Origin of the sequence: Amycolatopsis sp. NPDC023774 (assembly GCF_040639695.1) — a bacterium.
In the GTDB taxonomy this organism is placed as follows: domain Bacteria; phylum Actinomycetota; class Actinomycetes; order Mycobacteriales; family Pseudonocardiaceae; genus Amycolatopsis.
Genome location: NZ_JBFAAJ010000010.1, coordinates 16,470 through 39,574 on the forward strand (window position 1 = coordinate 16,470; position 23,105 = coordinate 39,574).

A 23,105-nucleotide genomic window follows, 5' to 3' on the forward strand; every position below is an offset into this window, starting at 1 on the left:
CATGGCGAAGATCATCGGCATGGAGGTGCTCGACGTCCGGTTCCCGACCTCGCGCGAGCTCGACGGCTCGGACGCCATGAACCCCGACCCCGACTACTCGGCCGCCTACGTCGAGCTCCACACCGACCTCGGCCCCGACGGCTACGGGCTCGCTTTCACCATCGGCCGCGGCAATGACGTGCAGGCCGCCGCGATCCGCGCACTCGCGCCGCACGTCGTCGGCCGCGACGTACCGGAGAATGCCAAGGCGCTGGGCGAGCTGTCGCGTGACCTGATCGGCGACTCGCAGTTCCGTTGGCTGGGCCCGGAAAAGGGCGTGGCGCACATGGCGATCGGCGCGGTCGTGAACGCCGCGTGGGACCTCGCCGCGCGCCGGGCCGACCTGCCGCTGTGGAAATTCGCGGCGCGCATGACGCCGGAAGAGCTGGTGTCGCTCGTGGACTTCCGCTATTTGTCCGACGCGTTGACCGAGCAGGAGGCGCTCGACATCCTGCGCGCCGCCGAGCCCGGCCGCGAGGAGCGCATCGCGAAGCTCGAAGCCGAGGGCTACCGCGCCTACAGCACGTCGCCGGGCTGGCTCGGCTACTCCGACGCGAAGCTGGTGCGCCTGGCCGAACAGGCCGTGGCCGACGGCTTCGAGATGATCAAGCTGAAGGTCGGCGGCGACCTCTCCGACGACGTGCGCCGCATGAAGCTGGCACGCGAGACCGTGGGTGCGGACATACGCATCGCCGTGGACGCCAACCAGCGCTGGGACGTGGCCACGGCCGTGTCCTGGATGACCGAGCTCGCGCCGTTCGATCCGTACTGGATCGAAGAACCGACCTCGCCCGACGACATCCTGGGCCACGCGGCCATCGCCAAGGCTCTGGCGCCGATCAAGGTCGCGACCGGCGAGCACGTGCAGAACCGCGTGGTGTTCAAGCAGCTGCTGCAGGCCGGCGCGATCGACGTGCTGCAGCTCGACGCCGCGCGCGTCGGCGGGGTGAACGAGAACCTCGCGATCCTGTTGCTGGCGGCCAAGTTCGGCGTTCCGGTGTGCCCGCACGCCGGCGGGGTCGGGCTGTGCGAGCTGGTGCGGCACCTGTCGATGTTCGACTTCGTGGCCGTCTCCGGCGAGGACACCGATCGCACCATCGAGTGGGTCGACCACCTGCACGAGCACTTCACCGACCCGGCTGTCGTGCGCGACGGCCGTTACCTGGCCCCGACCGCACCCGGGTTCTCCGCGCGGATGCACGACGCGACCCTGCGCCGGTTCCGCTTCCCGGACGGTCCAGAGTGGACGGAGGACGCCCAGTGAGCGAGTTCGACGGCCTGGTCGCCGTGGTCACCGGCGGCGCTTCGGGGATCGGCCTGGCCACGGCCACGCTGCTCGCCGAGCGCGGCGCGCGGGTGGCCGTGCTGGACCTCAAGACCGACGACGTGCCCGAGCCGCTGGCCGGCTTCCGGTGCGACGTCACGGCCGACGCCGAGGTCAGGGCCGCGATCGACGCCGTCACCGAGCGCTTCGGCCGGATCGACGTGCTGGTCAACAACGCCGGCATCGGCGCAGCCGGCGACGTGGCGGACAACAGCGACGACGAGTGGCACCGCGTGTACGACGTGAACGTGGTCGGCATGGTCCGGGTCACGCGCGCCGCGCTGCCGCACCTGAAAGCCTCGCCTTCGGCGGCCGTGGTCAACACCTGCTCCATCGCCGCGTGGGCCGGCCTGCCGCAGCGCGCGCTGTACTCCGCGACGAAGGGCGCGGTGCTTTCGCTCACGCTCGCGATGGCCACCGACCACCTGCCCGACCGCATCCGCGTGAACTGCGTGTGCCCCGGCACGGCGGACACGCCGTGGGTCGGGCGCCTGCTCGACGCGGCCGCCGACCCGGCCGCCGAACGCGCGGCCCTGGCCGCGCGCCAGCCGATGGGCCGGCTGGTGACCGCCGACGAGGTCGCGAGCGCCATCACCTACCTCGCCAGCCCGCTGTCCGCGTCGACCACCGGCACCGCGCTCGCGGTCGACGGCGGCATGCACGGCCTGCGCCCGCGGGGACCTGTGCAGAACTAGTGCCCGTTTGCATGTCATCAAGGAGGATGCGGTGCGTACGAAGGTGATCCGGCTCGCCGCCGCGGCGGCCGCGTGTGGTTTGGTCCTGACCGGGTGCGGGTCCACGAAGGACAAGCCGGCCGCCTCGGCGGGGGGCGGCGGCGGCGACACCGGTGGGAAGGTCGGGGCCACGCTGCCGCTGCTGACCTCGCCGTTCTGGCAGGCCTACAACAACTACGTGCCGCAGATGGCGAAGGAGACGGGCCTCGACGCGTTGCCGACGGTGAACGCCGACAACGACCCGGCGAAGCTGATCACCGACATCGGGACGCTGCTCAACCAGGGTGTCAAGGGCCTGGTCGTGACGCCGATCGACTCCGCCGCGGTGGTCGCCGGGCTGAAGCAGGCCGAGAACAAGGGCGTGCCGGTGGTCGCGGTCGACGTCGCGCCCGAGAGCGGCAAGGTCGCGATGGTCGTGCGCGCCGACAACAAGGCCTACGGCACCAAGGCGTGCGACGAGATCGGCAAGCGCGTGAAGAGCGGCAAGGTCGTGCAGGTGATGGGTGACCTCGCCTCCGTGAACGGTCGCGACCGCTCGGCCGCGTTCCGCGACTGCATGAAGCAGAAGTACCCGGACATCAAGGTGCTGGAGATCGCGGCGGAGTGGAAGGCCGACAAGGCGTCCTCGGGTCTCGACAGCCTGCTCACCGCGAACCCCGACATCAAGGGCGTCTACATGCAGGCCGGTGGCGTGTACCTCGCGCCGACCGAGCAGGCGCTCAAGCGCAAGAACCTGTTCTTCCCGACGAGCGACCCGCGCCACGTGGTGCTGGTGAGCAACGACGGCATCCCGCAGGAGCTCGCGGCGATCCGGGCGGGCGAGCTCGACGCCACCGTGTCGCAGCCGGCCGACGCCTACGCCAAGTACGGCATGTACTGGCTCAAGAAGGCCATGGCGGGGGAGAAGTTCCAGCCCGGCCCGACCGACCACGGTTCGACGATCGTCGAGATCAGCCCCGGCATCCTCGAGGACCAGCTGCCGGCCCCGGTCGTGACGAAGGACAACGTGGACGACAAAGCGTTGTGGGGTAACAACCTGTGAGCGCGCCCGCCCCCGAGACGGCCGCGCCGGTGGTGACCGCCCACGGCGTCGGCAAGCGCTACGGGCCCACCGTGGCCCTGCACGACGTGAGCCTCACCGTGCACGCCGGCGAGTCGCACGCGCTGGTCGGCCGCAACGGGGCGGGCAAGTCCACGCTCGTGTCGATCCTCACCGGTCTGTCCCTTCCGGACACCGGCAGTGTCGAGTTCGGTGGCGTGCCCGCGCCGCCGCTGTCCAAACAGGATGACTGGAAGGCCCATGTGGCGTGCGTGTACCAGCACGCCATGGTGGTGCCCCAGCTGACGGTCGCCGAGAACCTGTTCCTCAACCGGCAGGCGCGCGGCGGCTTCGCCATCGGCTGGCGCAAGCTGCGCCGGCAGGCCCGGGAGCTGCTCGACTCGTGGGACGTCCGCGTGGACGTGGACACGCCCGCGGGCGAGCTTTCGGTGGAGGACCGCCAGTTCGTGGAGATCGCCCGCGCGCTCAGCTACGGCGCGCGGTTCATCGTGCTGGACGAGCCGACGGCGCAGCTCGACAGCCAGGCCATCGAGCGGCTTTTCGAGCGCATGCGCCAGATGCAACGCAGCGGCGTGACGTTCCTGTTCATCTCCCACCACCTGCATGAGGTGTACGAGGTGTGCCAGGCCGTCACGGTGCTGCGCGACGCGAAGCACGTGCTCACCGCACCGGTCTCCGACGTCAGCCGGCCCCAGCTGGTCGACGCCATGACCGGCGAGCAGGGCGGGCTGTCCGTGCGTGACGCGGCGAGCCGTGATCCGCTGGCGGTGGACGCCGCCGAGGTGCTCACCGTCGACGCACTGTCCGGTGACGGTTTCCACGACGTGTCGCTGCGGGTGCACCGCGGCGAGGTGGTGGGGCTGGCCGGCAGCAACGCGAGCGGCAAGCACCAGGTGGCCGAGACGGTGTACGGGTTGCGCTCGCCTTCGGCGGGAACCGTGGCCGTGGACGGGAAACCGCTGCCGCCCGGCGACATCCCGGCCGCGGTGCACGCCGGCATCGGCTGCGTGCCGCGCGACCGCCACCACGAGGGCCTCGTGCTGGAGCACTCGATCATGGACAACGCCACGCTGTCCGTGCTCGACCGCATGGGCCCGGCCGGGTTCGCGTCGCCCAAGGCGCGGCACGACCGCGGGGTCCGCGCGCTGGCCGCGTACGACATCGTGGCGGCCGGGCCGGAACAGCCGGTGGCCGACTTGTCCGGCGGCAACCAGCAGAAGGTCGTGCTGGCCCGCGCGCTGGAAAGCGACCCGCGCGTGGTCGTGCTGATCAACCCCACCGCGGGTGTGGACGTGAAGTCGAAGGAGGCCCTGCTCGCGGTCGTCGACCGGGTGCGGGCCGAAGGCAAGGCGGTGCTGATCGTGAGCGACGAGCTCGACGACCTGCGCCTGGCCGACCGGGTGCTGGTGCTGCGCGCCGGGGCCGTCGTCGCCGAACACCAGGCCGGCTGGTCCGACGGAGACCTCGTGGCCGACATCGAAGGAGTCGGGCTCCATGACTGAGCTGATGAGCGATCCGCAGACGGCGCTGCCCGCGGCGCCCCCGAAACGGCGGAAGTCATTGTGGCTGCGCGAGCTGGCGCTGCTGCCGGCGCTCGTGGTCGTGTTCGTGATCGGCGGGCTGATCAGCGACTCGTTCTTCACGTTCGACAACGTGATCAGCATCCTCTCGGCCGCCGCCGCGCTGTCGCTGGTGGTGCTGGGCGAGTCGCTGGTGCTGCTGACCGGGAAGTTCGACCTGTCGCTGGAATCGACGATGGGCATCGCGCCCGCGATCGGCGCGATGCTGGTGATCCCGGCGACGTCGTCGGGCTTCGGCACGGGCTGGCCGGCCGCGCTGGGTCTGCTCGCGATCCCCGTGGTGGGCGCGCTGATCGGGTTGGTGAACGGCTTCCTGATCGTGAAGCTCAAGCTCAACGCGTTCATCGTCACGCTGGCGATGCTCACGGTGCTGCGCGGCACGCAGATCGGCTCCACCAACGGCAAGACGCTGTTCGACCAGCTCGACGCGTTCACGGCGCTGGCGACCACGACGTTCGCCGGGCTGCCGATGTCGGTGTGGCTCGCGGCGGTGCTGTTCCTGCTCTTCGGGCTGGGTCTGCGCTACCACCGCGTCGGCCGCTCGCTCTACGCGATCGGCGGCAACCGCGAGGCGGCGCGCGCGGCGGGCATCCGAGTGGACCGGATCTCGTGGGCGGTGTTCATCGTCGCGGGTGTGCTGGCCGCGATCGGCGGCCTGGCCTACACCGGTTACGTCGGCGCGCTCGGCGCCGACCAGGGTGACGGCCTGATCCTGCAGGTCTTCGCCGCGGCGGTGATCGGCGGCGTCTCGCTCGACGGCGGCAAGGGCACGCTCGTCGGGGCACTGACCGGGGTGCTGCTCCTGCAGTCGGTGGACAGCCTGCTGCGCATCGCGCAGGTCCCGGCGGAGTGGCTCAAGGCGATCTATGGCGGCATCATCCTGATCGCCCTGATCATCAGCCGCTACGCCGGCGGAAAGCCGCAGACCTGATCGGCGCCGGGGCCGTGATCATCCGACCTTCTCGCCGTTTCGTGGCGGGCACCCTCAGGGCTGCGGAGCCCCTCGAGGTGCCCTTCACGGAGGCGTGGCGCCGCTCAGGAGGCGGCGGCTTGGGGGCTCTCATCGGCCGGGCCCTCGGCGTCCGTGCCGGTCTGCGTGAGCGTGCTGCGCAGCCACTGCTCGACGCCCGCGACGTGCACGGTCGCCCACGACCGGGCCAGCTCCGGCTCCCGGGCGGCGATGGCCTCGTAGATGGCGGTGTGCTGCTCACGCGTGCGGGCGACCGCGCCCTCCTGCGTGAGGCCGCGCCAGATCCGCGCCCGCGCCGTGGGCCCGGAGAGGCTGTCGAGCAGCGAGCAGAGCACGGGGTTGCCCGATCCGTCGGCGATCTTGCGGTGGAACTGCAGGTCGTTGGCCACGAGCGCCTCCACCGTCGGCGCGTCGGCCAGCTCGTCGAGCAGCGCACCGAGCTCGGTGATGTCGTCCTCGCTCATGTGCAGCGCGGCCAGCGCCGTGGCCGCCGGCTCGAGGATCCGGCGCACGGCCAGGAAGTCGAGCACGGTGTCGTCGCGGTGGAAGTCGACCACGAACGTCATGGCGTCGAGCAGCAGGTTCGGCTCGAGACTGGTCACGTACGTGCCGTCGCCCTGGCGCACGTCGAGCACCCTGATCAGGCACAACGCCTTCACGGCCTCGCGCAGGGAACTGCGCGAAAGCCCCAGCCGCTGGGCGAGCTCGGCTTCCTTGGGCAGCCGGTCTCCCGGCGCGAGCTCCCCCGAGATGATCATGTCCTTGATCTTGTCGATCGCGACATCGGTGACGGGCATCGAGACCGCCCTCCCTCAAGAGACCTCGGATGTTTCGGTGTTCTGAGGACAGAGTGCCACGTAACTCGTCAGGAGGAACCATGACCCACGGCTCGGCACCTCAAAGTGTTGCTCTGCGCACTCGGCTCAAACCGGGTCAAGAGGCCACGTACGAGTCCGTTCACGCCGTGATCCCTCCCGAGCTCGACACCGCGCTGCGCCGCGCCGGCGTGCGCACGTGGCGGATCTGGCGCAGCGGGCTCGACCTGTTCCATTTCGTGGAGGTCGACGACTTCGACACGATGAAGGCCGCGCTCGCCGACGATCCCGCCGACATCGAGTGGCAGATCCGCATCAACCGGCTGCTCGACACGGATTACGACCAGTCCGAGACTTCGACGACCCTCGGGCTCGTCTGGGAACTTCCGGTGAAGGAGTGAACGTGAAGCTCTCCCCGCTCGGGCTCGGTGGCGCGCAGCTCGGCAACCTCTACCAGGCGATCGACGACGACACGGCGGCCGCGACGGTGCGGTGCGCGTGGGACGAGGGCATCCGCTACTTCGACACCGCCCCCCACTACGGGCTCGGGCTCTCCGAACGGCGCCTCGGCGCGGCGCTCGCTGCGTACCCGCGCGACGAGTACGTGCTGTCCACCAAGGTCGGCCGGGTGCTCGAACCCCGCGCCGCGGCGCCGGGCGAGCGCGATGATCAGGGCTTCGACGTGCCGGCGACCTACCTGCGGCGCTGGGACTTCAGCCGCGACGGCGTGCTGCGGTCGCTGGAGTCCAGTCTCGACCGGCTCGGACTCGACCGCGTCGACGTCGTGTACGTGCACGACCCGGACGACCACTTCGCCGAGGCCGTGCGCGGTGCGTTCCCGGCGTTACTGGAGCTGCGCGAGCAAGGTGTGGTCGGCGCGGTCGGCGCCGGGATGAACCAGACGCCGATGCTGACCGAGTTCGTCCGTCGCTTCGACCTCGACCACGTGCTCATGGCCGGGCGCTACACGCTGCTCAACCAGCCGGCGCTCGACGACCTGCTGCCGCTGTGCCTGGAACGCGGCGTCGGCGTGGTCGCGGGTGGCGTGTTCAACGCGGGCATCCTCGCCACCGCGGAACCGGGCGCGATCTACGACTACGCGGCCGCACCGGCGGAACTCGTGGAGAAGGCGCGGCGGATCGCGGAGATCTGCGCCCTACACGGCGTCGAGCTGCCAGAGGCCGCGCTCGCGCTGCCGGCTTCGCACCCGGCCGTGGTGTCGGTGGTCGTCGGCGCGCACGACGCCGGTCAGGTGGCAGCGAACGCGCGCCGCGCGGCCAAGGTCGTGCCCGCCGTACTGTGGACCGACCTCGTCGACGCGGGCCTGCTGCGCGCGGACGCCGTCGGCCGGCCCGTGACCTCTGGAGGACCGCAGTGATCGACGCCCACCACCACCTGTGGGACCCGACCCGCCGCGACTACCCGTGGCTCGCCGGCGCGGCGATGGACCCGATCCGCCGTCCGTACACAGTGGACGATCTGCGCACGGTGACGCACGCGGCGGGCGTGCACGCCACCGTGCTGGTGCAGACGGTCTCCGAGCAGAGCGAGACGGAGGAGTTCCTGGCCACCGCGGCGGCCGAGCCGGTGATCGCCGGCGTGGTGGGCTGGGTGGACCTGACGGCGCCCGACGTCGCCGACCGGCTGGCGCGGCTGAAGGAACTGGGCCCGCTCGTGGGCATCCGGCACCAGGTCGAGAGCGAGCCGGACCCCGAGTGGCTGCTGCGCCCGGACGTGCTGCGCGGCTTGGCGGCCGTCGGGGCGGCGGGGCTGGTGTACGACCTGCTGGTGGCGCCCGCGCAGGTCGCGGCGGCCAGGAAGGTCGCCGAGCAGCTGCCGGAGCTGCGGCTCGTGCTCGACCACGCGGCGAAGCCGGCCATCGCGGCGGGGGAGTGGCAGCCGTGGGCGGGCGGGATCGCGTCACTCGGTGCGCGCGACAACGTAGCGTGCAAGCTTTCCGGGCTCGTCACGGAGGCCGACTGGCAGCAGTGGCAGGTCGGGCATCTGCGCCGCTACGCAGACCACGTCTTCACGTCGTTCGGTGCCGACCGCGTGCTGTTCGGCACGGACTGGCCGGTGTGCGAGCTGGCGGCGGCCTACGAGGTCGTGCTCGACGCGGCCCTGTCCCTCACAGGCCCGCTGACGGACCCGGAACGGCTCGACGTCTTCGAGTACACGGCGAAGCGCGTGTACGGACTCGATTGACGCGTCAGAAGTCTTGACCCTGGACCATGTCGCGCAGCTTCGTGAGCGCGCGGTGCTGAGTGACTCGGACGTTGCCGGCGGAGATGCCGAGCGTCTCGGCGGTCTCGTTGGCGCTCAGACCCACGATGATGCGCAGGGTCAGGATCTCCTGCTGAAGCGGCGCGAGGCGGGTGAGCATCTCCTGCAGGCGGGAACCGAGGTCGAGCCGCAGCGCATACGACTCGGGCTCGTTGCCGCCCCCCGACAGCGGGCGTTCCGGCAGCTCGGGCACCGGCTCGGACCGGTCCCGTGCGACGGCCCGGTAGGCGTCGGCGACCTTGTTCGCCGCGATCGCGTGCACGAGGTAGAGGAACGAACCACCGCGGTCCTGGTAGTCGGGCAGGGCCTTGAGGACGGCCATGCTCACGTCCTGGGCCACGTCGTCGGCCGAGAGGTAGGACAGGTCGCGCCCGCCCATGCGCGCCCGGCAGTAGCGGGCCACCACGGGCCGCAGCACGTGGAGCAGTTCGGTGATCGCGCGCTGGTCTCCCCGGCCGGCCGCGACCACAAGTGGGTCGAGATCTTCCTTCGTCAGCCGTCCCGCGGGCCTCGGCAGCGTCTCGGGCGTGACGTAGCCTGGCACGTCGGCTTCGTCGGCTGCTGCGGTGCGGGACGTCTTCGACGGTGCTGTCATGGTCGTCTCCCCGGCGACCCTGCGACCGTCGCTGGTCTTGGGGTCAACACTCTGTGATGTTGCGGTCGCAGCTACTCCGGATGATCGGGTAGTTGCCGCTCCCGTTGCGACGCTCCGTAACCCTATGCGGCTCGCGGGCTGACAGTCCAGATTTCAACTACGAATACCCCGTTAGCAGCAGTGGTCTTGATAAAAACGAGACCAGTCAACGCACAGTACGATTCGCTGCTCGCAGGATGTGCGGACTGTCCACTCAGTACGTCACCAAAAGTGATACCGCAGTAGCGCAACAGAGGGTGGCCACCACAGCGGGTAGAACGGGTTTCAGTGCGGGCGGCTCGGGGTCGGTGCGGAGTGATCGCTCCCGGTGCCGGCCGACCCCTGCGAGCGCCAGCGCGGTGAGGGCCGCGAACACTGCCGGGACGATGTCCCACGCGCCTTCGTTGCGCACCGCGGCGCCGAGCATCAGCACCGCGCACGCCGCGGCCGACAGCGCGGTCCGGCGCCACGCTAGGCCGGTGCGTTCGGGCTGGGCGCCGTTCGCGAAGGGACGGCTCACGACACGATCACCAGCACCACGGCGGCCGCCATCAGCAGGAACACGCCCACGGTGAGCACGAGGATCATCGAGCTGCGGGCCAGTGGCTGCCCGGCGCGCATCGCGATCTGCACGCGCCGCCAGCGCGGGTAGGCGCCGGCCGCGAGGATCGCCGCGAGCACCACGCACAGCCCGGCGAGCACCGAGCTCATCGCGGCGGGTCTTGGCACCAGCTGGTGGACCGCGACGCCGCCGGCGAGCAGGCCCAAGGCCGTGCGCAGCCACGCGAGGAACGTCCGCTCGTTGGCGAGGGTGAACCGGTAGTCCGGTTCGGTGCCGCCGCTGTGGGGGCCGATGCTGGGAGGTTCGTCGTGGGGCGGGTCGAGCTTCTCTTCCGACACGATCCCGGACGTTAGTCGTGGTCCGCGGCGGACGCTTCGGGCTTGGCGCGGGCGAAGACCCACCACCGCAGCACGGCGAACCGCACGACCCCGCCGAGGAAGCTGGCGGCGAGGAGGCTGGCCGTCTCTTCCCACGCCGTCGGGCGGCTGACCACCGCGTCGAGGGTGGCCAGGACGATCGAGCCGTAGCCGGCGTAGAAGACGAAAGTGAGGAAGTCCTGCAGGTGGCGCTGACCGGCCTTGCTCGCGCGCCCGGCGAACGTGACGCGACGGTGGAATTCGGTGTTGCCGACCGTGGTCAGCGCGATGGCCACCAGGTTCGCCCACTGCGAGCCGAGCTCGGGGCGCAGGAGGAGGAAGAGCACGGCCTGCAGGCCTGTGGTGACGCCGCCTGCGACGAGGTACCAGGCGGCGTGTCCGCCGAGCTCGTGGTCCTCGTGGTGACGCTGCGGGTCCCGATGGAAAAGCGGCGGCCGGTGCGTCCACCTGGTGGTGGTCATGATCGTGACGCTACCTCTGCTTCACAAACTTGTGAACCTGATGAAGCCGATGAACACTTGTGATCCCGCCGACAGGGCTCCGCTCCTCCAGTTCAGCCGCTCCGGCGCCCCGGCTATTCCGTGTTCCTGGGTGTTCGCGCGCACCCGCGCCCGCGCATGGGCACAATGCCCGGTTTTCAAACGTGTTTGTGACCGGTCCCACGGCTGCTTCCCAGGTGCGTCGCTCACGCTGCGCTGCCGAACGGGCGCCCCTAGCGTGAAAACCCATCGCATCCGACCGCGACGAAGGGAAGGCCGAAGATGCTGACCGTGACCGAAGCCGCAGCCGAGGCGATCTCCGCGCTGACGGCTCAACAGGGCGCCGAGGAGAGCGGGCTGCGGTTCGCCCTCCAGAGCGTGCAGGAGGGCGAGGGCGCACAGCTCGCGCTCTCCGTCGCCCCCTCTCCCCAGGACGGCGACCGCGTAGTGGGCACCGACGACGGCGCGAAGGTCTTCCTCGAACCCCAGGCCGCCGCCCTCCTGGACGACAAGGTCCTCGACGTCCAGCAGGACGAAACCGGCGACGTGGCGTTCGCGGTGCTGCCGCAAAAAACCGATTGAGTTTCCGGCCCCGCTTCCCCACCGCACCCAACGCGAGATCGCGCCGGTGTGGGGAGCCGGCGGCGAGAACGACCTCCGGCGCGACTCAGACACACACCCGGACCGGCGCCTAGGCGACCCCAGCGCGAGATCGCGCCGGCTTCCGGATGGGGCGGTGTGATCGGACCCCGGTCGATCCGACCACCCCATCCGGAAGCCGGCTCAACGGCGATCTCGCCGCCCCGGCGGAGCCGGCGCCGAAGACGCCGCCCAGGTGCGCACGAGGTCGCTGGCGCGTGCGCGCAGCAGGTCGGCCGCGTGCGTGCGCGCGTGGTCCAGTGACGGTGCGTGGTCGATGAGCGCGCTGCTGCCGACAACGCCCAGGCTGGCGAGGCCGGCGGCGTCGAGCTGGATACGCCCGGCCAGGACCATCAGCGGTACGCCCGCGCGAGCGGCCCGGGCGGCGATGCCCGCGGGCGCCTTGCCCGACAGGCTCTGCGAATCGAGTGACCCTTCGCCCGTGATGACGAGGTCGGCGCCGGCCAGAGCCGTGTCCACGCCGGTGAGACCGGCGATGAGGTCGAAGCCCGACGCGACCGTGGCGCCGAGACCCGCGATGGCACCGCCCGCGACACCACCGCCGGCACCCGCGCCGGGGATCGCCGAAATGTCCGCCGCACCTGCGTTGACCAGGGCCTGAGCCCAGCGGCCGAGCGCCGTGTCCAGCTCCGTCACCTCGTGCGGCCGCGCGCCCTTCTGCGGGCCGAACACCGCTGCGGCGCCGTCGGGGCCGACAAGCGGGTTGGTCACGTCCGTCGCGACCGTGACCGGAACCGAGCCCAGCCGTTCGCGCGCCGGCCCCAGCTCGACCTTCGCGACACGCGAGAGCGTGCCGCCGCCGAGGCCGATGGGGGCGTCGAACGCGTCGAAGACCCCGGCGCCCAGCGCGGCCAGCATGCCGGCGCCGCCGTCGGTGCTCGCGGTGCCGCCGACCGTCAGCACGAGCCGGGAAGCACCGCGGGACAGTGCGTCGCCGAGCAGTTCACCGACGCCCCACGTGTGCGCGGCCAGGGCGGTCTCCGGCGTCGGGTCCACGAACTCGATGCCGCACGCGCGGGCCGACTCGATGTAGGCCGTGCCGTCGAGCACCACGTACCGCGCGTCGACGTGCTCCTCCAGGGGACCGCGCACCGAAAGCCGCACGAGCTCGCCGCCCGCGTTCTCCAGCACTTCGAGCGTCCCCTCGCCGCCGTCGGCGACGGGGCAGGCGGCGATGTCGGCGTCGGGCAGCGCGTCGCGCACTCCGAGGGCGATGGCCTCGGCCGCGGCGACCGCGGTGAGGCTGCCCTTGAACTTGTCCGGGGCGATGACGACGCGAGTCACGGGGTCACCGATCCGACCAGAAGCAGGCGGGCACGAAACCGGACGGTACCGCGTCGGGCAACTGCTCCCGCCGTGGCCGGAATCGGATGGGTGACGATCAGCACAGTACCTCCGTCAGCGGTGCTTCCCCAGTGAGTACCGAGGTCACGTTTCGTGCGGCCAGCACGGCCATCGCGGTGCGCGTCTCCACGGTCGCCGAGCCCAGGTGCGGCATGACCACGACGTCGTCGCGCTCCAGCAGCCGCGGCTCGACCTCGGGCTCGCGCTCGAACACGTCGAGCGCGGCGCCCGCGATCTCGCCGGCCTCCAGCGCGTCGGCCAGCGCCGCCTCGTCGACGACCGGACCGCGGGTGGTGTTCACCAGGTACGCGGTGCGTTTCATGGCCCGCAGGGCCGTCGCGTCGATCAGGTGACGGGTTTCCGGCGTGAGCGGGCAGTGCAGCGAGACGAAGTCCGAACGGCGCAGCAGCTCGTCGAACGGCACGAACTCGCCGTCGAAGTCCGGTTTCGCCGACCGCCCCGAGTACACGGACCGCAGCCCGAACGCCGCGGCGCGCGTGGCCATCGCCCGGCCGATCTGCCCGAGCCCGACGATGCCGAGCGTCTTGCCCTGCAAGCCCGAACCGAGCAGGAACCCCAGGTGGAACGACCACGGCTGCCGCGCCCGCAGCAGCCGTTCGCCCTCGCCGAGCCGGCGTGTGACGGCAAGCAGCAGCCCGAACGCCAGGTCCGCCGTCGCGTCGGTGAGCACGCCGGGGGTGTTGGTCACGGTCACCTCGCGCGCGGCCAGCGCCGGCACGTCGACGTTGTCGTAGCCCACGGCCACGTTCGCCACCACGGCCAGCTGCGGCCCGGCCGCTTCGGCCACGGAAGCGTCGATCCGGTCGTGCAGCATCGAGACGATCGCCGACGCCCCGGCCACGAACGACCGCAGCTCCTCGGGGGTGAGCGGGCGGTCGAGTTCGGACACCCGCACTTCTCCCACGTCGGCGAGCACCTTCACCGCGTCGTCGGGAATCCAGCGCGTCACGGCGATGAGAGGTCGATCGGGCACGTCGGGCAGCCTAGTGGGCTAACCGCCCCTCTAGCGAGGTTCGCGGCGCAGCCGGACGAGCCCGCTCGCGGGTCCCGTGCCCGCGAACTCCAGCGGCACGCCGTGCGTCAGCAGCACCGCACCGTGGTGCACGCAGCCGGTTTCCGCATCGCGGTACCGCGCGGCCGGGTCGAGCCCCTGGAGCACCGGGGTGACGATCGGCCGGCCGTGGTCGTGCGGGCGTCGCGCGAACAGCACCACCACGTCGTCGCCGAGCACGAACTGCACCGCGGTGAGCGGGGAGACTGCGGGGTCAGCCAGCCGGCAGGCTTCGCCGTGCTGCACGACGGGCCGGATCTCCTTGTACCGCCCCACGAGTTCGGCCGCGTGGCGCAGTTCGTCGTCGGTCCACTGGGTGAGATCGCCGCCGAGGCCGAGCACGCCGGCCATCGCGACGTGGAAGCGGAACTCGAGCGGCGCCTCGCGGCCGGTCAGCGGGTTGGGGCTGTCGGTGACCCACGCGGCCATCGCGCCCGCGGGCAGCACCTGCGAGAAGCCGTGCTGGATCTTGACGCGATCGGCGGCGTCAGTGTTGTCCGAGGCCCAGATCTCGTCGGTGCGAGCGAGAATCCCCAGGTCCGTGCGCCCGCCGCCGCCCGCACACGCCTGGATCCGCAGTGCCGGATGGTCGGCGCGCAGCCGGTCGAGCAGGCCGTAGACCGCGCGCACGTGGTCGACCCAGACGCGGCCGGGACCCGCCTCGGTGAACGCACGGTTCATGTCCCACTTGAGGTAGTCGATGCCGTGCTCGGCGACCAGCCGGTGCAGCCACTTGTATGCCCAGTCGGCGACTTCGGGCCGGCCGAAGTCGAGCACGAGCTGGTTGCGCAGCGTGGTCCGGGCGCGGTGCGGCATGTGCAGCACCCAGTCCGGGTGCGCGCGGTAGAGGTCGCTCTCGGGGTTGACCATCTCCGGCTCGACCCACAGCCCGAAGCCCATGCCGAACCGGTGCACCTCGGCCACGAGTGGGCCGAGGCCCTCGGGGAAGCGTTGGCGGTTCACGGTCCAGTCGCCGAGGCCCGCGCTGTCGCCGGTGCGCGCGCCGAACCAGCCGTCGTCGACCACGAACAGCTCCGCGCCCACCTCGGCGGCGATGGCGGCGAGCTCGAGCTGGCCGCGCTCGTCGACGTTCCAGCCCGTGGCCTCCCACGAGTTGTAGACGACCGGGCGCAGCTCTTCGGGGTGCGGCTGGACGTACGTGCGCACGTACGAGTGCCACCGCCGGCTCGCGCCGCCGAAGCCGTCGGCCGCGTACAACCCGGCGAACACGGGCGTTTCCCAGGTCTCGCCCGGGTTCAGCGACCACTGCACGCCCTCGTGCCCGAACCCGCCGGTCCACGTCACGCGCCCGGTGTGCGAGCGCTCGACGGTGATCCGCCAGCTGCCGCTCCACGCCAGCGCCGTGCTCCAGACTTCACCGCGGGTTTCGGTGGCGGTGCCGTCGTCGAGCATCACCCAGGGCTGGGCCTGGTGGCTGGAAACCCCGCGCCGGCTCGTCAGCGTCGTCTCACCGACGGGCACGTTTTCCCGCAGCAGGCCGGCTTCCGCGCTCCACGCGCCCGTCGTGTGGGAGACCCGGTAGGCGTCGCGGCGGGGGAGTGTCCAGGCCGCGGAATCCGTGCGCAGCAAGCAGATCGGGTCGGTTCCCGAGTTGTGCAGGACCGCGCGCCGCTCGACGACTTCGCCGCACACGCGGTAGTGCAGCTCGGCTTCCAGCGGGTAGTGCCGGTCGCGCAGCCGCACGACCAGCGTGTCGGCCGAAGCGTCGTGTCGGCTGAATTCCCACTCGAGCGCCTGCGTCCCGTCCGCGAAGCGCACCGACAGCCCGGCGACGCCGAAGAACGCGCCGCCCTCGGTCGCCAGCTCCGCCCGGTCGTCGCCGGGTTCGTCGAAGCTCGAGTCCACGGGGTTGCGCCGGCGCGCGACCTGCGTGGCCTGTTCCAGCGTGAGCGGCGGGCCCCAGTGCACGTGCCGCGGCCGGCCGGCTTCGTCGAGTCGCAGCGCGCAGCCCGCGCGACGGCCTCGTCCAGCGTCAGCGCCGGATCCCCCGCGACCCGGCGTGCACTCGCGACGATCGCCTCGGTCGACGCGATCGCCTCCCCACAGCCCGTGCCGCCGCAGTGGCAGGCCGGGCCGTCGGCTCCCATGCCGGCGACCGGGACGTGCCCGATCTCGCCGGCCACCCCGTGCGCGCCGCCGACCAGCCGGCCGTCGAGCACGAGGGCGCTTCCTATGCCGGTACCCACGGTGACCAGCGCGAACGACGAGGCACCGACGCTGCGCGACAGGTTTGGGGACGGGGCCATGACTTCTCCTCACAAACGGTCGGACACGAAAGACTCTGAACGGCGACAGCGGCGGCGCCCCGTGCCCATTCCTCGAACGGCAGCGGCCGGATCACCAGGCCGCACCGCGCGGCACTGCCGAAGGCCTGCTCCGCGAACGTGCGGCGGATCTGGTCCTCGAACAGGTCGTAGGTGGCCACGCCCTCGCCCGAGACGACGACCCGTTCCGGCCCGAAGAGGTTGACCAGCGCACCGAGGCCGAGCCCGATCGCGTGGCCCGCGGTCGCGAAGACGGCCCGCAACGGCTCGTCCCCGGCGCGCGGAAGCGGTCACGTTCGTGCCGACGTTCGTGGTCGTCGGCGCCATGGGCGGGGTGAACACGGAGTGGGGCATCATCGCGCCGAACCTGTTCAGCGCGTTCACGGTGATCCTCTTCCGCAATTTCTACCTGCGGTTCCCCGCGGAGATCGAGGAGGCGGGCCGGCTCGACGGGCTCGGCTACCTCGGGGTGTACCGCCGGCTCGTGCTGCCCAACTCCGGCAGCATGATCGCCTCGCTCGGCGCGCTGATGTTCATCGAGAGCTGGAACTCTTTCCTGTGGCTGCTGGTCATCGGGCAGGACCCGTCGTCGTGGACGGCCCAGATCGCGCTCTCGACGTTCCTCACCGCGCAGACGATCAACCTGCCCGCCCTGTTCGCCGGCGCGCTCGTGACCATCGCCCCGCTCGTGGCGATGTTCCTGGTGGCGCAACGGTTCATCGTCCGCGGCATCGCGGCGAGCGGGATGAAGGAGTGACCTTCACCCCACCGGGAGCGTGACCGACGAAGTCCACACTTCGTCGACTGTGGACGGTTACCGCCGTCTGCTGAGTACGGCACGAGCTGGGCCTGAAGATCGGCCTGTACGCGGCGACCGGGCTCGACGAGGTCCACGACAATAACGCACCCGTCGTCGGCACCTCCTGTCGTGCGCATGGCCGGTGCCGCGCCATGCGGGGCGGGGGCTGGCGCCGTGGAGTGCTGCTGCGAGACGGTGTCTTCGTGGGACAGCTCGGTGAAGAAGCGTTGGGACGACCCGCCGGCGTGGCAGGGCGTGTTCAACGCCGGCTACCGGCCGGCCCTGGACTCGCTGCCGATCTCGAACAACACCGGCAGCGGGATCCAGGACGGCTCGACGACGCGGAGTGGCAGAACCTCGGGCACGTGCCCGGCGCAGTCGCGGGGGCGGGAAGCCGGGGGAGGCGATCTACCGCCTGGGCTCCTCGGTGGCGAACATCCCGGTGAGCTGGTCGTCGCTCGGGCTGTCGGGTTGCGCGCGGTGCGTGACCTGGTGGCGCGGACGGATCCGGGGTCGTTTCGGGTTCGTAGACGGCGGCCGCGGTGCCGGCCCACGCGTCGCGATTGACCACGGTCGGCTGAATTTCCCGCTGGCGGCTATTCCCCCGACGTGGTCGGGGGAGGAGTCTTTCTACGTTTCCTTGCGCTTTCGGGCGGGTTTCGGGCCTCGCGCCGGGGCACCGGTTCGTGCTATGTTCATATCAAGAACTTGTGTGCGCGATGCGAACACCGAGGGCGGGAGCTTTCCCGGTGTTGGCGAGCGCGGTCGAGACCCAGGACGGAAAGGCTCGCGATGGCTAGGGTGCTGTCGCTCGGCGAGGCGGTCGCCGAGCTGGTGCACGACGGGGACACCGTCGCGCTGGAGGGGTTCACGCACCTCATCCCGGTCGAGGCCGGGCACGAGATCATCCGGCAGGGGCGCAGGAACCTCACGCTGGTGCGGATGACCCCCGACATCGTCTACGACCAGCTGATCGGCGCGGGCTGCGCGAGCAAGCTGATCTTCTCGTGGGGCGGCAATCCGGGTGTCGGCTCGCTGCACCGGTTCCGCGACGCCGTGCAGCACAGCTGGCCGGTACCGCTGGAGATCGAGGAACACAGCCACGCGGGCATGGCCAACCGCTACGTCGCGGGCGCCTCCGGGCTGCCGTTCGCGGTGCTGCGCGGCTACACGGGCACCGACCTGCCGGCGCAGACGGACACGATCAAGTCGATCACGTGCCCGTTCACCGGTGAGCAGCTCACTGCGGTCCCGGCGTTGAACCCCGACGTCACGATCGTGCACGCCCAGCGCGCCGACCGCGCGGGCAACGTGCAGCTGTGGGGCATCGCCGGCGTGCAGAAGGAAGCGGTGCTGGCGGCGAAGCGGTCGCTCGTTACCGTCGAAGAGGTCGTCGACGAGCTGGAGCCCAAGCCGGGCGCGCTGGTGCTGCCCACGTGGGCCGTCACCGCCGTCGCCGAGGTGCCGGGCGGCGCGAAGCCGTCGTACGCCGCGGGCTACTACGAGCGTGACAACTCGGCCTACCAGGCGTGGGATCGGATCGGACGCGACCGCGACGAATTCACCAAGTGGCTGAACGAGCTGACCGGGGTGAAGGCATGAGCGAGTACACCGCCGACGAGATGATGAGCATCGCCGCGGCGCGCGCGCTCGGCGAGGGCATGTCCTGCTTCGTGGGCATCGGCCTGCCGAGCACCGCCGCCAACCTGGCGCGGCGCACGCACGCGCCGAACCTCACGCTGATCTACGAATCCGGCTGCCTGGGCGCGAAGCCGACCCAGCTGCCACTGTCGATCGGCGACGGCGAGCTGGCCGACACGGCCGATGCCGTGGTGAGCGTGCCCGAGGTCTTCAACTACTGGCTGCAGCCCGGGCGCATCGACGTCGGCTTTCTCGGCGCGGCGCAGCTCGACAAGTTCGGCAACATCAACACCACCGTGATCGGGTCCGACTACCACGACCCGAAGGTCCGCCTCCCCGGTGCGGGTGGCGCGCCCGAGATCGCCGCCTCCTGCAAGGAGGTGTTCATCGTGCTGCGGCAGAGCCCGCGCGCGTTCGTGGACAAGGTCGACTTCATCACCTCGTTCGGCCACGGCACCGGCAAGGGCGACCGCGAGAAGCTCGGTCTGCGCGGTGCGGGCCCGACGCTGGTGGTCACCGACCTCGGCCTCATGCGGCCCGACCCGGAGACCGCCGAGCTCACCCTCACCGAAGTGCACCCGGGCATCGAGGTGGAGCAGGTGGTCGCGGCCACCGGGTGGAAACTGAAGGTGGCGGCGGACCTGAAGACCACCCCGGCGCCGACGGACGAAGAACTGACCCTGCTCCGTTCCCTGAAGAAGGCCGGCGAATGAGCGACGTATTCCTGTTCGACGCGATCCGCACCCCCTTCGGCCGCCACGGCGGCGCGCTGGCGAAGGTGCGTCCCGACGACCTCGCGGCCACCGTGCTGAAGTCGCTGGCCGAGCGCAACGACCTCGACCCGTCCACTGTGGACGAGGTGCTGCTCGGTGACGCCAACGGCGCCGGCGAGGACAACCGCAACGTCGCGCGCATGGCCACGCTGCTCGCGGGCTGGCCGGTGACCGTGCCGGGCGGCACGCTCAACCGCCTGTGCGGCTCGGGTCTCGACGCCGTGATGCAGGCGAGCCGCACGATCCAGGTGGGCGACGCGTCGCTGATCGCCGCCGGTGGCGTGGAGTCCATGAGCCGCGCGCCGCTGGTGATGGCCAAGCCGGACAAGGCGTTCCCGGCCGCGAACCAGACGCTGTACAACTCGGCGCTGGGCTGGCGCATGGTCAACCCGGCGATGCCGCAGGAGTACGTGATCTCCAACGGCGACTCCACCGAGTACCTCGCCGAGCGCTACGGCATCACGCGCGAGGAGCAGGACGAGTTCGCGGTGCGCAGCCACATCAACGCCGCCCGCGCGTGGGACGAGGGTTTCTACGACAACCACGTGGTCCCGGTCGAGGGTGTCGAGCTGACCCGCGACGAAGGCATCCGGCCCGACTCCACCATGGAGAAGCTGGCCAAGCTGAAGCCGGCGTTCAAGCGCGACGGCGGCACGGTCACGGCCGGCAACTCGTCGCCGATCAACGACGGCGCGTCGGCGCTGCTGCTGGGCGACGAGGCCGCCGGCAAGCGGCTCGGCAAGGCGCCGCTGGCCCGGATCGCGGGCCGGGGCGCGGCGGGCGTCGAGCCCAACATCTTCGGCGTCGGCCCGGTGCGCGCGGCCGAGATCGCGCTGGAGCGCGCCGGCATCGGCTGGGGCGACGTCGCGGCCGTGGAGCTCAACGAGGCGTTCGCCGCGCAGTCGCTGGCGTGCCTCAAGGAGTGGAAGGAGCTCGACCCCGAGCTCATGAACGTCCACGGCGGGGCCATCGCGATCGGGCACCCGCTCGGCGCGTCGGGCGGCCGGATCCTCGGCACGCTCGCCTACCGGCTGCAGCAGACGGGCGGGCGCTACGGCGTCGCCGCGATCTGCATCGGCGTGGGCCAGGGGCTCGCCGTCGTCCTCGAACGCCAGTGACACCCCTGCTCTGAAACCACCGACCGGATAGGAGGAACCGTGGCCGCTCCCACCGATCTCCGCCTGCCCCGCTACCCGCGGGAGCCGGAGGACGCCAACGCCCCGCTGGACTTCGCGGGGTACCGCTCCACGAAGCTGCGCCACCCGTCGCAGCCGCTGGTGCTGCTCCCGCAGATGCTCACCGAGGTCACCGGGCCGCTGCTCGGGCCGGGCCGCCTCGGCGAGCTCGACAACGACCTCACCCGCCAGCACGACGGCGAGCCGCAGGGCCAGCGCATCATCGTCACCGGCCGCCTGCTCGACGGCGACGGCCGCCCGATCCGCAACTCGCTCGTCGAGATCTGGCAGGCCAACGCAGGCGGACGCTACCGGCACACCGGCGACCGCTGGCCCTCGCCGATCGACCCGAACTTCTCCGGGCTCGGCCGCGCGCTGACCGACGACGACGGGCGCTACGAGTTCACGACCATCAAGCCCGGCGCTTACCCGTGGAAGAACCACGACAACGCCTGGCGCCCCGCGCACATCCACTTCTCCGTGTTCGGCTCGGCGTTCACGCAGCGGCTGGTCACGCAGATGTACTTCCCGGAAGACCCGCTGTTCTCGCAGGACCCGATCTACAACTCGATCCCCGACGAGAAGGCGCGGCAGCGGATGATCTCACGCTTCAACCTGGAGCGCACGGTGCCGGAGTGGGCGCTGGCGTTCGATTTCGACATCGTCGTGCGCGGCCGTGAGCAGTCGGTGTTCGAGGACGAGGAGGACGAGGACTGATGGGCGAGCTGCTCACGACGCCGTCGCAGACCGTCGGCCCGTACCTGTCGATCGGGTTGCCGTGGGAAGACGGGCCGTTCGTGGTGCCCGAGGGCACCGAAGGCGCGTTCTGGATCCGCGGCACCGTCACCGACGGCGCGGGCGAGGTCGTGCCCGACGCCTTGATCGAGACCTGGCAGGCCGACCCGCAGGGCGGGTTCGACCACCCGGACGATCCACGGGGCCGCAGCGAGTCGGGCTTCCGCGCGTTCGGCCGGTGCCCCACCGACGAGAACGGCGAGTACCGCATCCTCACGCTGCTGCCGGGTGTCCTGCCCGGGGAGCAGGGTGAGCAGGCGCGCCACATCGACGTGTCGGTGTTCGCGCGCGGGCTGCTCAACCGGGTCGTCACGCGGATCTACTTCGAAGACCAGGACAACTCGGGCGACGCGGTGCTGGCGAGCGTGCCGGCGGAGCGCCGGGACACGCTCGTGGCCAAGAAGTCCGAAGACGGCTACCGCTTCGACGTGCGGCTGCAGGGCGAGGGCGAGACGGTCTTCTTCGCGCTCTGATCGATTCACTGTCCACTTTGGAGGTACAGGCGTGAGCGGCGTGGCGGTGCACCGGGTCGTCGAGGGTCGCGACGACGGCCCGGTGGTGGTGTTCTCCAACTCGATCGGCAGCGACCTCCGCATGTGGGAGCCGCAGGTGGCGCCGCTCGTCGAGCGCGGCTACCGGGTCGTGCGGTACGACACGCGCGGCCACGGCGCTTCGCCCGTGCCGGACGGTCCGTACGACCTGGCCGACCTGGGCGGTGACGTGCTGGCGCTGCTGGACGACCTGGGTGTGGAGCGGGCGCACCTCGTCGGGCTTTCGCTCGGCGGGATGACCGGGCTGTGGCTGGGCGTGCACGCGGCCGAGCGGCTGCGGAGCCTGACGTTGTGCTGCACGTCGGCGAAGCTCGGCCCCGCGCAGATGTGGGCCGACCGCGCGAAGCTGGTGCGGGCCGAGGGCACCGGCGCCGTCGCCGAGGCCGGGGTGGGGCGCTGGGTCACGCCGGCGTACGCGCAGTCGCACCCGGATGAGGTGGCGTTCCTGCGCGGGATGATGACCGACTGCCCGGACGAGGGGTATGCGGCCTGCTGCGGCGTGATCGAGCGGATGGACCAGCTGGCCGACCTGCCGAAGATCACCACTCCGACGCTGGTGATCTCCGGCGCCGACGATCCCGCGACCCCGCCCGACCCCCACGGCAAGCTCATCGCGAAAGGCATCCCGGGCGCGCGCTTCGAGGTCGTCGCCTCGGCTGCGCACCTGGGCAACTACGAGCAGCCGGCGGAGTTCACGCGGCTGATCCTCGAGCAGATCACGGAGGCAGTGTGATGGTCGACGTTCCGGGCGAACGTTTCGACGCGGGCATGAAGGTGCGCCGCGAGGTGCTGGGCGACGAGCACGTGGACCGGTCAGTGGCCCGGACCACGGAGTTCAGCAAGCCGTTCCAGGAGTACATCACCGAAGCGGCGTGGGGCTCGATCTGGACGCGCGACGGCCTGGACCGCAAGACGCGCAGCTGCATCACGCTGGCCGCGCTCACCGCGTTGCACTGCCACGACGAGCTGGCCATGCACGTGCGCGCGGCCATCCGCAACGGCCTCACCGCCGCGGAGATCCGCGAGGTCCTGATGCACACCGGCGTGTATGCCGGTGTGCCCGCGGCGAACACGGCGATGGCCATCGCCCAGCGCACGCTGGCCGAACTGGGCGAGCCCACCGCGCAGGTCCCCGACGCCGGATAGGGTTCGC

General features: G+C 71.2%; 25 protein-coding genes and 2 pseudogenes. 17 read left to right on the forward strand and 10 right to left on the reverse strand.

All coding sequences use genetic code 11. The features are described 5' to 3' along the window. Position 1: 1 nt before the first annotated feature. From AB0F91_RS21680 to AB0F91_RS21700, 5 genes are read left to right on the forward strand one after another with little or no spacing between them, the layout of a single operon-like run. Complete coding sequence (locus AB0F91_RS21680) at positions 2-1,303, forward strand: enolase C-terminal domain-like protein (RefSeq protein WP_360599781.1); 1,302 nt, start codon at positions 2-4, stop codon at positions 1,301-1,303. Continuing rightward, positions 1,300-2,058 (forward strand): SDR family oxidoreductase, encoded by a 759-nt coding sequence (locus AB0F91_RS21685; protein ID WP_360599783.1) that lies wholly within the window; start codon positions 1,300-1,302, stop codon positions 2,056-2,058. The genes AB0F91_RS21680 and AB0F91_RS21685 overlap by 4 nt, the downstream gene beginning before the upstream one ends. Before the next feature lie 43 nt (positions 2,059-2,101). Next, the gene (locus tag AB0F91_RS21690) at positions 2,102-3,139 is read left to right on the forward strand and encodes a sugar ABC transporter substrate-binding protein (RefSeq protein ID WP_360600195.1); all 1,038 of its coding nucleotides are present in this window, start codon (positions 2,102-2,104) and stop codon (positions 3,137-3,139) included. After that, positions 3,136-4,659 (forward strand): sugar ABC transporter ATP-binding protein, encoded by a 1,524-nt coding sequence (locus AB0F91_RS21695; protein WP_360599785.1) that lies wholly within the window; start codon positions 3,136-3,138, stop codon positions 4,657-4,659. The genes AB0F91_RS21690 and AB0F91_RS21695 overlap by 4 nt, the downstream gene beginning before the upstream one ends. Beyond that, on the forward strand, positions 4,652-5,668 hold the full coding sequence (locus AB0F91_RS21700; RefSeq protein WP_360599787.1) for an ABC transporter permease: 1,017 nt from the start codon (positions 4,652-4,654) through the stop codon (positions 5,666-5,668). Before AB0F91_RS21695 ends, AB0F91_RS21700 begins: the two co-directional genes overlap by 8 nt. Positions 5,669-5,772: 104 nt before the next feature. Here the strand turns inward: AB0F91_RS21700 and AB0F91_RS21705 are convergent, their stop codons facing one another. Then, complete coding sequence (locus AB0F91_RS21705; protein WP_360599789.1) at positions 5,773-6,504, reverse strand: FadR/GntR family transcriptional regulator; 732 nt, start codon at positions 6,502-6,504, stop codon at positions 5,773-5,775. Between the two features lie 80 nt (positions 6,505-6,584). Between AB0F91_RS21705 and AB0F91_RS21710 the strand changes: the two genes are divergently transcribed. Genes AB0F91_RS21710 through AB0F91_RS21720 form a run of 3 tightly spaced genes read left to right on the forward strand, consistent with a single transcriptional unit; the run spans position 6,585 to position 8,727 of the window. Next, on the forward strand, positions 6,585-6,923 hold the full coding sequence (locus AB0F91_RS21710) for an L-rhamnose mutarotase (RefSeq protein ID WP_360599791.1): 339 nt from the start codon (positions 6,585-6,587) through the stop codon (positions 6,921-6,923). After that, positions 6,920-7,900, forward strand: a complete 981-nt coding sequence (locus AB0F91_RS21715; RefSeq protein ID WP_360599793.1) for an aldo/keto reductase — start codon at positions 6,920-6,922, stop codon at positions 7,898-7,900. The genes AB0F91_RS21710 and AB0F91_RS21715 overlap by 4 nt, the downstream gene beginning before the upstream one ends. Then, positions 7,897-8,727 carry an amidohydrolase family protein gene (locus AB0F91_RS21720; RefSeq protein ID WP_360599795.1) on the forward strand — a complete coding sequence of 277 codons (831 nt, stop codon included), beginning with the start codon at positions 7,897-7,899 and terminating at the stop codon, positions 8,725-8,727. The genes AB0F91_RS21715 and AB0F91_RS21720 overlap by 4 nt, the downstream gene beginning before the upstream one ends. Positions 8,728-8,731: 4 nt before the next feature. Here AB0F91_RS21720 and shbA read toward each other — a convergent pair whose 3' ends face one another. From shbA to AB0F91_RS21740, 4 genes are all read right to left on the reverse strand, one after another. After that, positions 8,732-9,400, reverse strand: a complete 669-nt coding sequence (gene shbA, locus AB0F91_RS21725) for an RNA polymerase sigma factor ShbA (protein ID WP_360599797.1) — start codon at positions 9,398-9,400, stop codon at positions 8,732-8,734. Positions 9,401-9,653: 253 nt separating this feature from the next. Beyond that, a complete protein-coding gene (locus tag AB0F91_RS21730; protein WP_360599799.1) occupies positions 9,654-9,959 on the reverse strand; it encodes a DUF202 domain-containing protein in 306 nt (101 codons plus the stop codon). Then, a complete protein-coding gene (locus tag AB0F91_RS21735) occupies positions 9,956-10,294 on the reverse strand; it encodes a DUF202 domain-containing protein (RefSeq protein WP_360600197.1) in 339 nt (112 codons plus the stop codon). The genes AB0F91_RS21730 and AB0F91_RS21735 overlap by 4 nt, the downstream gene beginning before the upstream one ends. Before the next feature lie 56 nt (positions 10,295-10,350). Next, the gene (locus AB0F91_RS21740; protein WP_360599801.1) at positions 10,351-10,839 is read right to left on the reverse strand and encodes a GtrA family protein; all 489 of its coding nucleotides are present in this window, start codon (positions 10,837-10,839) and stop codon (positions 10,351-10,353) included. Positions 10,840-11,139: 300 nt separating this feature from the next. Here AB0F91_RS21740 and AB0F91_RS21745 point away from each other — a divergent pair, with 300 nt between their 5' ends. Beyond that, entirely contained in the window at positions 11,140-11,439 is a 300-nt protein-coding gene (locus AB0F91_RS21745) for an iron-sulfur cluster biosynthesis protein (protein ID WP_360599803.1), read from the forward strand. Between the two features lie 201 nt (positions 11,440-11,640). Here AB0F91_RS21745 and AB0F91_RS21750 read toward each other — a convergent pair whose 3' ends face one another. From AB0F91_RS21750 to AB0F91_RS21770, 5 genes and pseudogenes are all read right to left on the reverse strand, one after another. Beyond that, on the reverse strand, positions 11,641-12,801 hold the full coding sequence (locus tag AB0F91_RS21750; protein ID WP_360599805.1) for a glycerate kinase: 1,161 nt from the start codon (positions 12,799-12,801) through the stop codon (positions 11,641-11,643). A 97-nt stretch (positions 12,802-12,898) separates the two neighbouring features. Continuing rightward, a complete protein-coding gene (locus tag AB0F91_RS21755) occupies positions 12,899-13,855 on the reverse strand; it encodes a D-glycerate dehydrogenase (RefSeq protein WP_360599807.1) in 957 nt (318 codons plus the stop codon). Positions 13,856-13,885: 30 nt separating this feature from the next. Then, a pseudogene (locus AB0F91_RS21760) lies at positions 13,886-15,898 on the reverse strand (alpha-galactosidase); the annotation flags it as partial. Between the two features lie 101 nt (positions 15,899-15,999). Next, positions 16,000-16,200 (reverse strand): annotated as a pseudogene (locus AB0F91_RS21765) (ROK family protein); the annotation flags it as partial. Beyond that, entirely contained in the window at positions 16,125-16,481 is a 357-nt protein-coding gene (locus AB0F91_RS21770; protein WP_360600216.1) for a hypothetical protein, read from the reverse strand. The gene AB0F91_RS21770 and the pseudogene AB0F91_RS21765, both read right to left, overlap by 76 nt. Before the next feature lie 35 nt (positions 16,482-16,516). Here AB0F91_RS21770 and AB0F91_RS21775 point away from each other — a divergent pair, with 35 nt between their 5' ends. The 8 genes from AB0F91_RS21775 to pcaC all read left to right on the forward strand — a co-directional run bounded on the left by AB0F91_RS21775 (position 16,517) and on the right by pcaC (position 23,098). Continuing rightward, complete coding sequence (locus tag AB0F91_RS21775) at positions 16,517-16,975, forward strand: carbohydrate ABC transporter permease (protein WP_360599809.1); 459 nt, start codon at positions 16,517-16,519, stop codon at positions 16,973-16,975. Positions 16,976-17,809: 834 nt separating this feature from the next. Further along, positions 17,810-18,619, forward strand: a complete 810-nt coding sequence (locus AB0F91_RS21780) for a CoA transferase subunit A (RefSeq protein ID WP_360599811.1) — start codon at positions 17,810-17,812, stop codon at positions 18,617-18,619. After that, complete coding sequence (locus AB0F91_RS21785) at positions 18,616-19,371, forward strand: CoA-transferase subunit beta (RefSeq protein WP_360599813.1); 756 nt, start codon at positions 18,616-18,618, stop codon at positions 19,369-19,371. Before AB0F91_RS21780 ends, AB0F91_RS21785 begins: the two co-directional genes overlap by 4 nt. Then, positions 19,368-20,549: a thiolase family protein gene (locus AB0F91_RS21790; RefSeq protein WP_360599815.1), complete on the forward strand. Its 1,182-nt coding sequence runs from the start codon at positions 19,368-19,370 to the stop codon at positions 20,547-20,549. Before AB0F91_RS21785 ends, AB0F91_RS21790 begins: the two co-directional genes overlap by 4 nt. Positions 20,550-20,588: 39 nt before the next feature. Then, complete coding sequence (gene pcaH, locus AB0F91_RS21795; RefSeq protein ID WP_360599817.1) at positions 20,589-21,323, forward strand: protocatechuate 3,4-dioxygenase subunit beta; 735 nt, start codon at positions 20,589-20,591, stop codon at positions 21,321-21,323. Next, the gene (pcaG, locus tag AB0F91_RS21800; protein ID WP_360599819.1) at positions 21,323-21,874 is read left to right on the forward strand and encodes a protocatechuate 3,4-dioxygenase subunit alpha; all 552 of its coding nucleotides are present in this window, start codon (positions 21,323-21,325) and stop codon (positions 21,872-21,874) included. The genes pcaH and pcaG overlap by 1 nt, the downstream gene beginning before the upstream one ends. 31 nt (positions 21,875-21,905) lie before the next feature. Next, positions 21,906-22,685, forward strand: a complete 780-nt coding sequence (gene pcaD, locus AB0F91_RS21805; protein ID WP_360599821.1) for a 3-oxoadipate enol-lactonase — start codon at positions 21,906-21,908, stop codon at positions 22,683-22,685. After that, the gene (gene pcaC, locus AB0F91_RS21810; protein ID WP_360599823.1) at positions 22,685-23,098 is read left to right on the forward strand and encodes a 4-carboxymuconolactone decarboxylase; all 414 of its coding nucleotides are present in this window, start codon (positions 22,685-22,687) and stop codon (positions 23,096-23,098) included. Before pcaD ends, pcaC begins: the two co-directional genes overlap by 1 nt. The last annotated feature ends 7 nt before the right edge of the window (positions 23,099-23,105 follow it).

Excerpts from the sequence above, each read along its gene's own strand:
- AB0F91_RS21680 (WP_360599781.1), top strand. The coding sequence starts at position 2 with ATGGCGAAGATCATCGGCATGGAGGTGCTCGACGTCCGGTTCCCGACC.
- AB0F91_RS21700 (WP_360599787.1), top strand. The coding sequence starts at position 4,652 with ATGACTGAGCTGATGAGCGATCCGCAGACGGCGCTGCCCGCGGCGCCC.
- AB0F91_RS21705 (WP_360599789.1), bottom strand. The coding sequence starts at position 6,504 with ATGCCCGTCACCGATGTCGCGATCGACAAGATCAAGGACATGATCATC.
- AB0F91_RS21710 (WP_360599791.1), top strand. The coding sequence starts at position 6,585 with ATGACCCACGGCTCGGCACCTCAAAGTGTTGCTCTGCGCACTCGGCTC.
- shbA (WP_360599797.1), bottom strand. The coding sequence starts at position 9,400 with ATGACAGCACCGTCGAAGACGTCCCGCACCGCAGCAGCCGACGAAGCC.
- AB0F91_RS21740 (WP_360599801.1), bottom strand. The coding sequence starts at position 10,839 with ATGACCACCACCAGGTGGACGCACCGGCCGCCGCTTTTCCATCGGGAC.
- AB0F91_RS21745 (WP_360599803.1), top strand. The coding sequence starts at position 11,140 with ATGCTGACCGTGACCGAAGCCGCAGCCGAGGCGATCTCCGCGCTGACG.
- AB0F91_RS21780 (WP_360599811.1), top strand. The coding sequence starts at position 17,810 with ATGGCTAGGGTGCTGTCGCTCGGCGAGGCGGTCGCCGAGCTGGTGCAC.
- AB0F91_RS21785 (WP_360599813.1), top strand. The coding sequence starts at position 18,616 with ATGAGCGAGTACACCGCCGACGAGATGATGAGCATCGCCGCGGCGCGC.
- AB0F91_RS21790 (WP_360599815.1), top strand. The coding sequence starts at position 19,368 with ATGAGCGACGTATTCCTGTTCGACGCGATCCGCACCCCCTTCGGCCGC.
- pcaG (WP_360599819.1), top strand. The coding sequence starts at position 21,323 with ATGGGCGAGCTGCTCACGACGCCGTCGCAGACCGTCGGCCCGTACCTG.
- pcaC (WP_360599823.1), top strand. The coding sequence starts at position 22,685 with ATGGTCGACGTTCCGGGCGAACGTTTCGACGCGGGCATGAAGGTGCGC.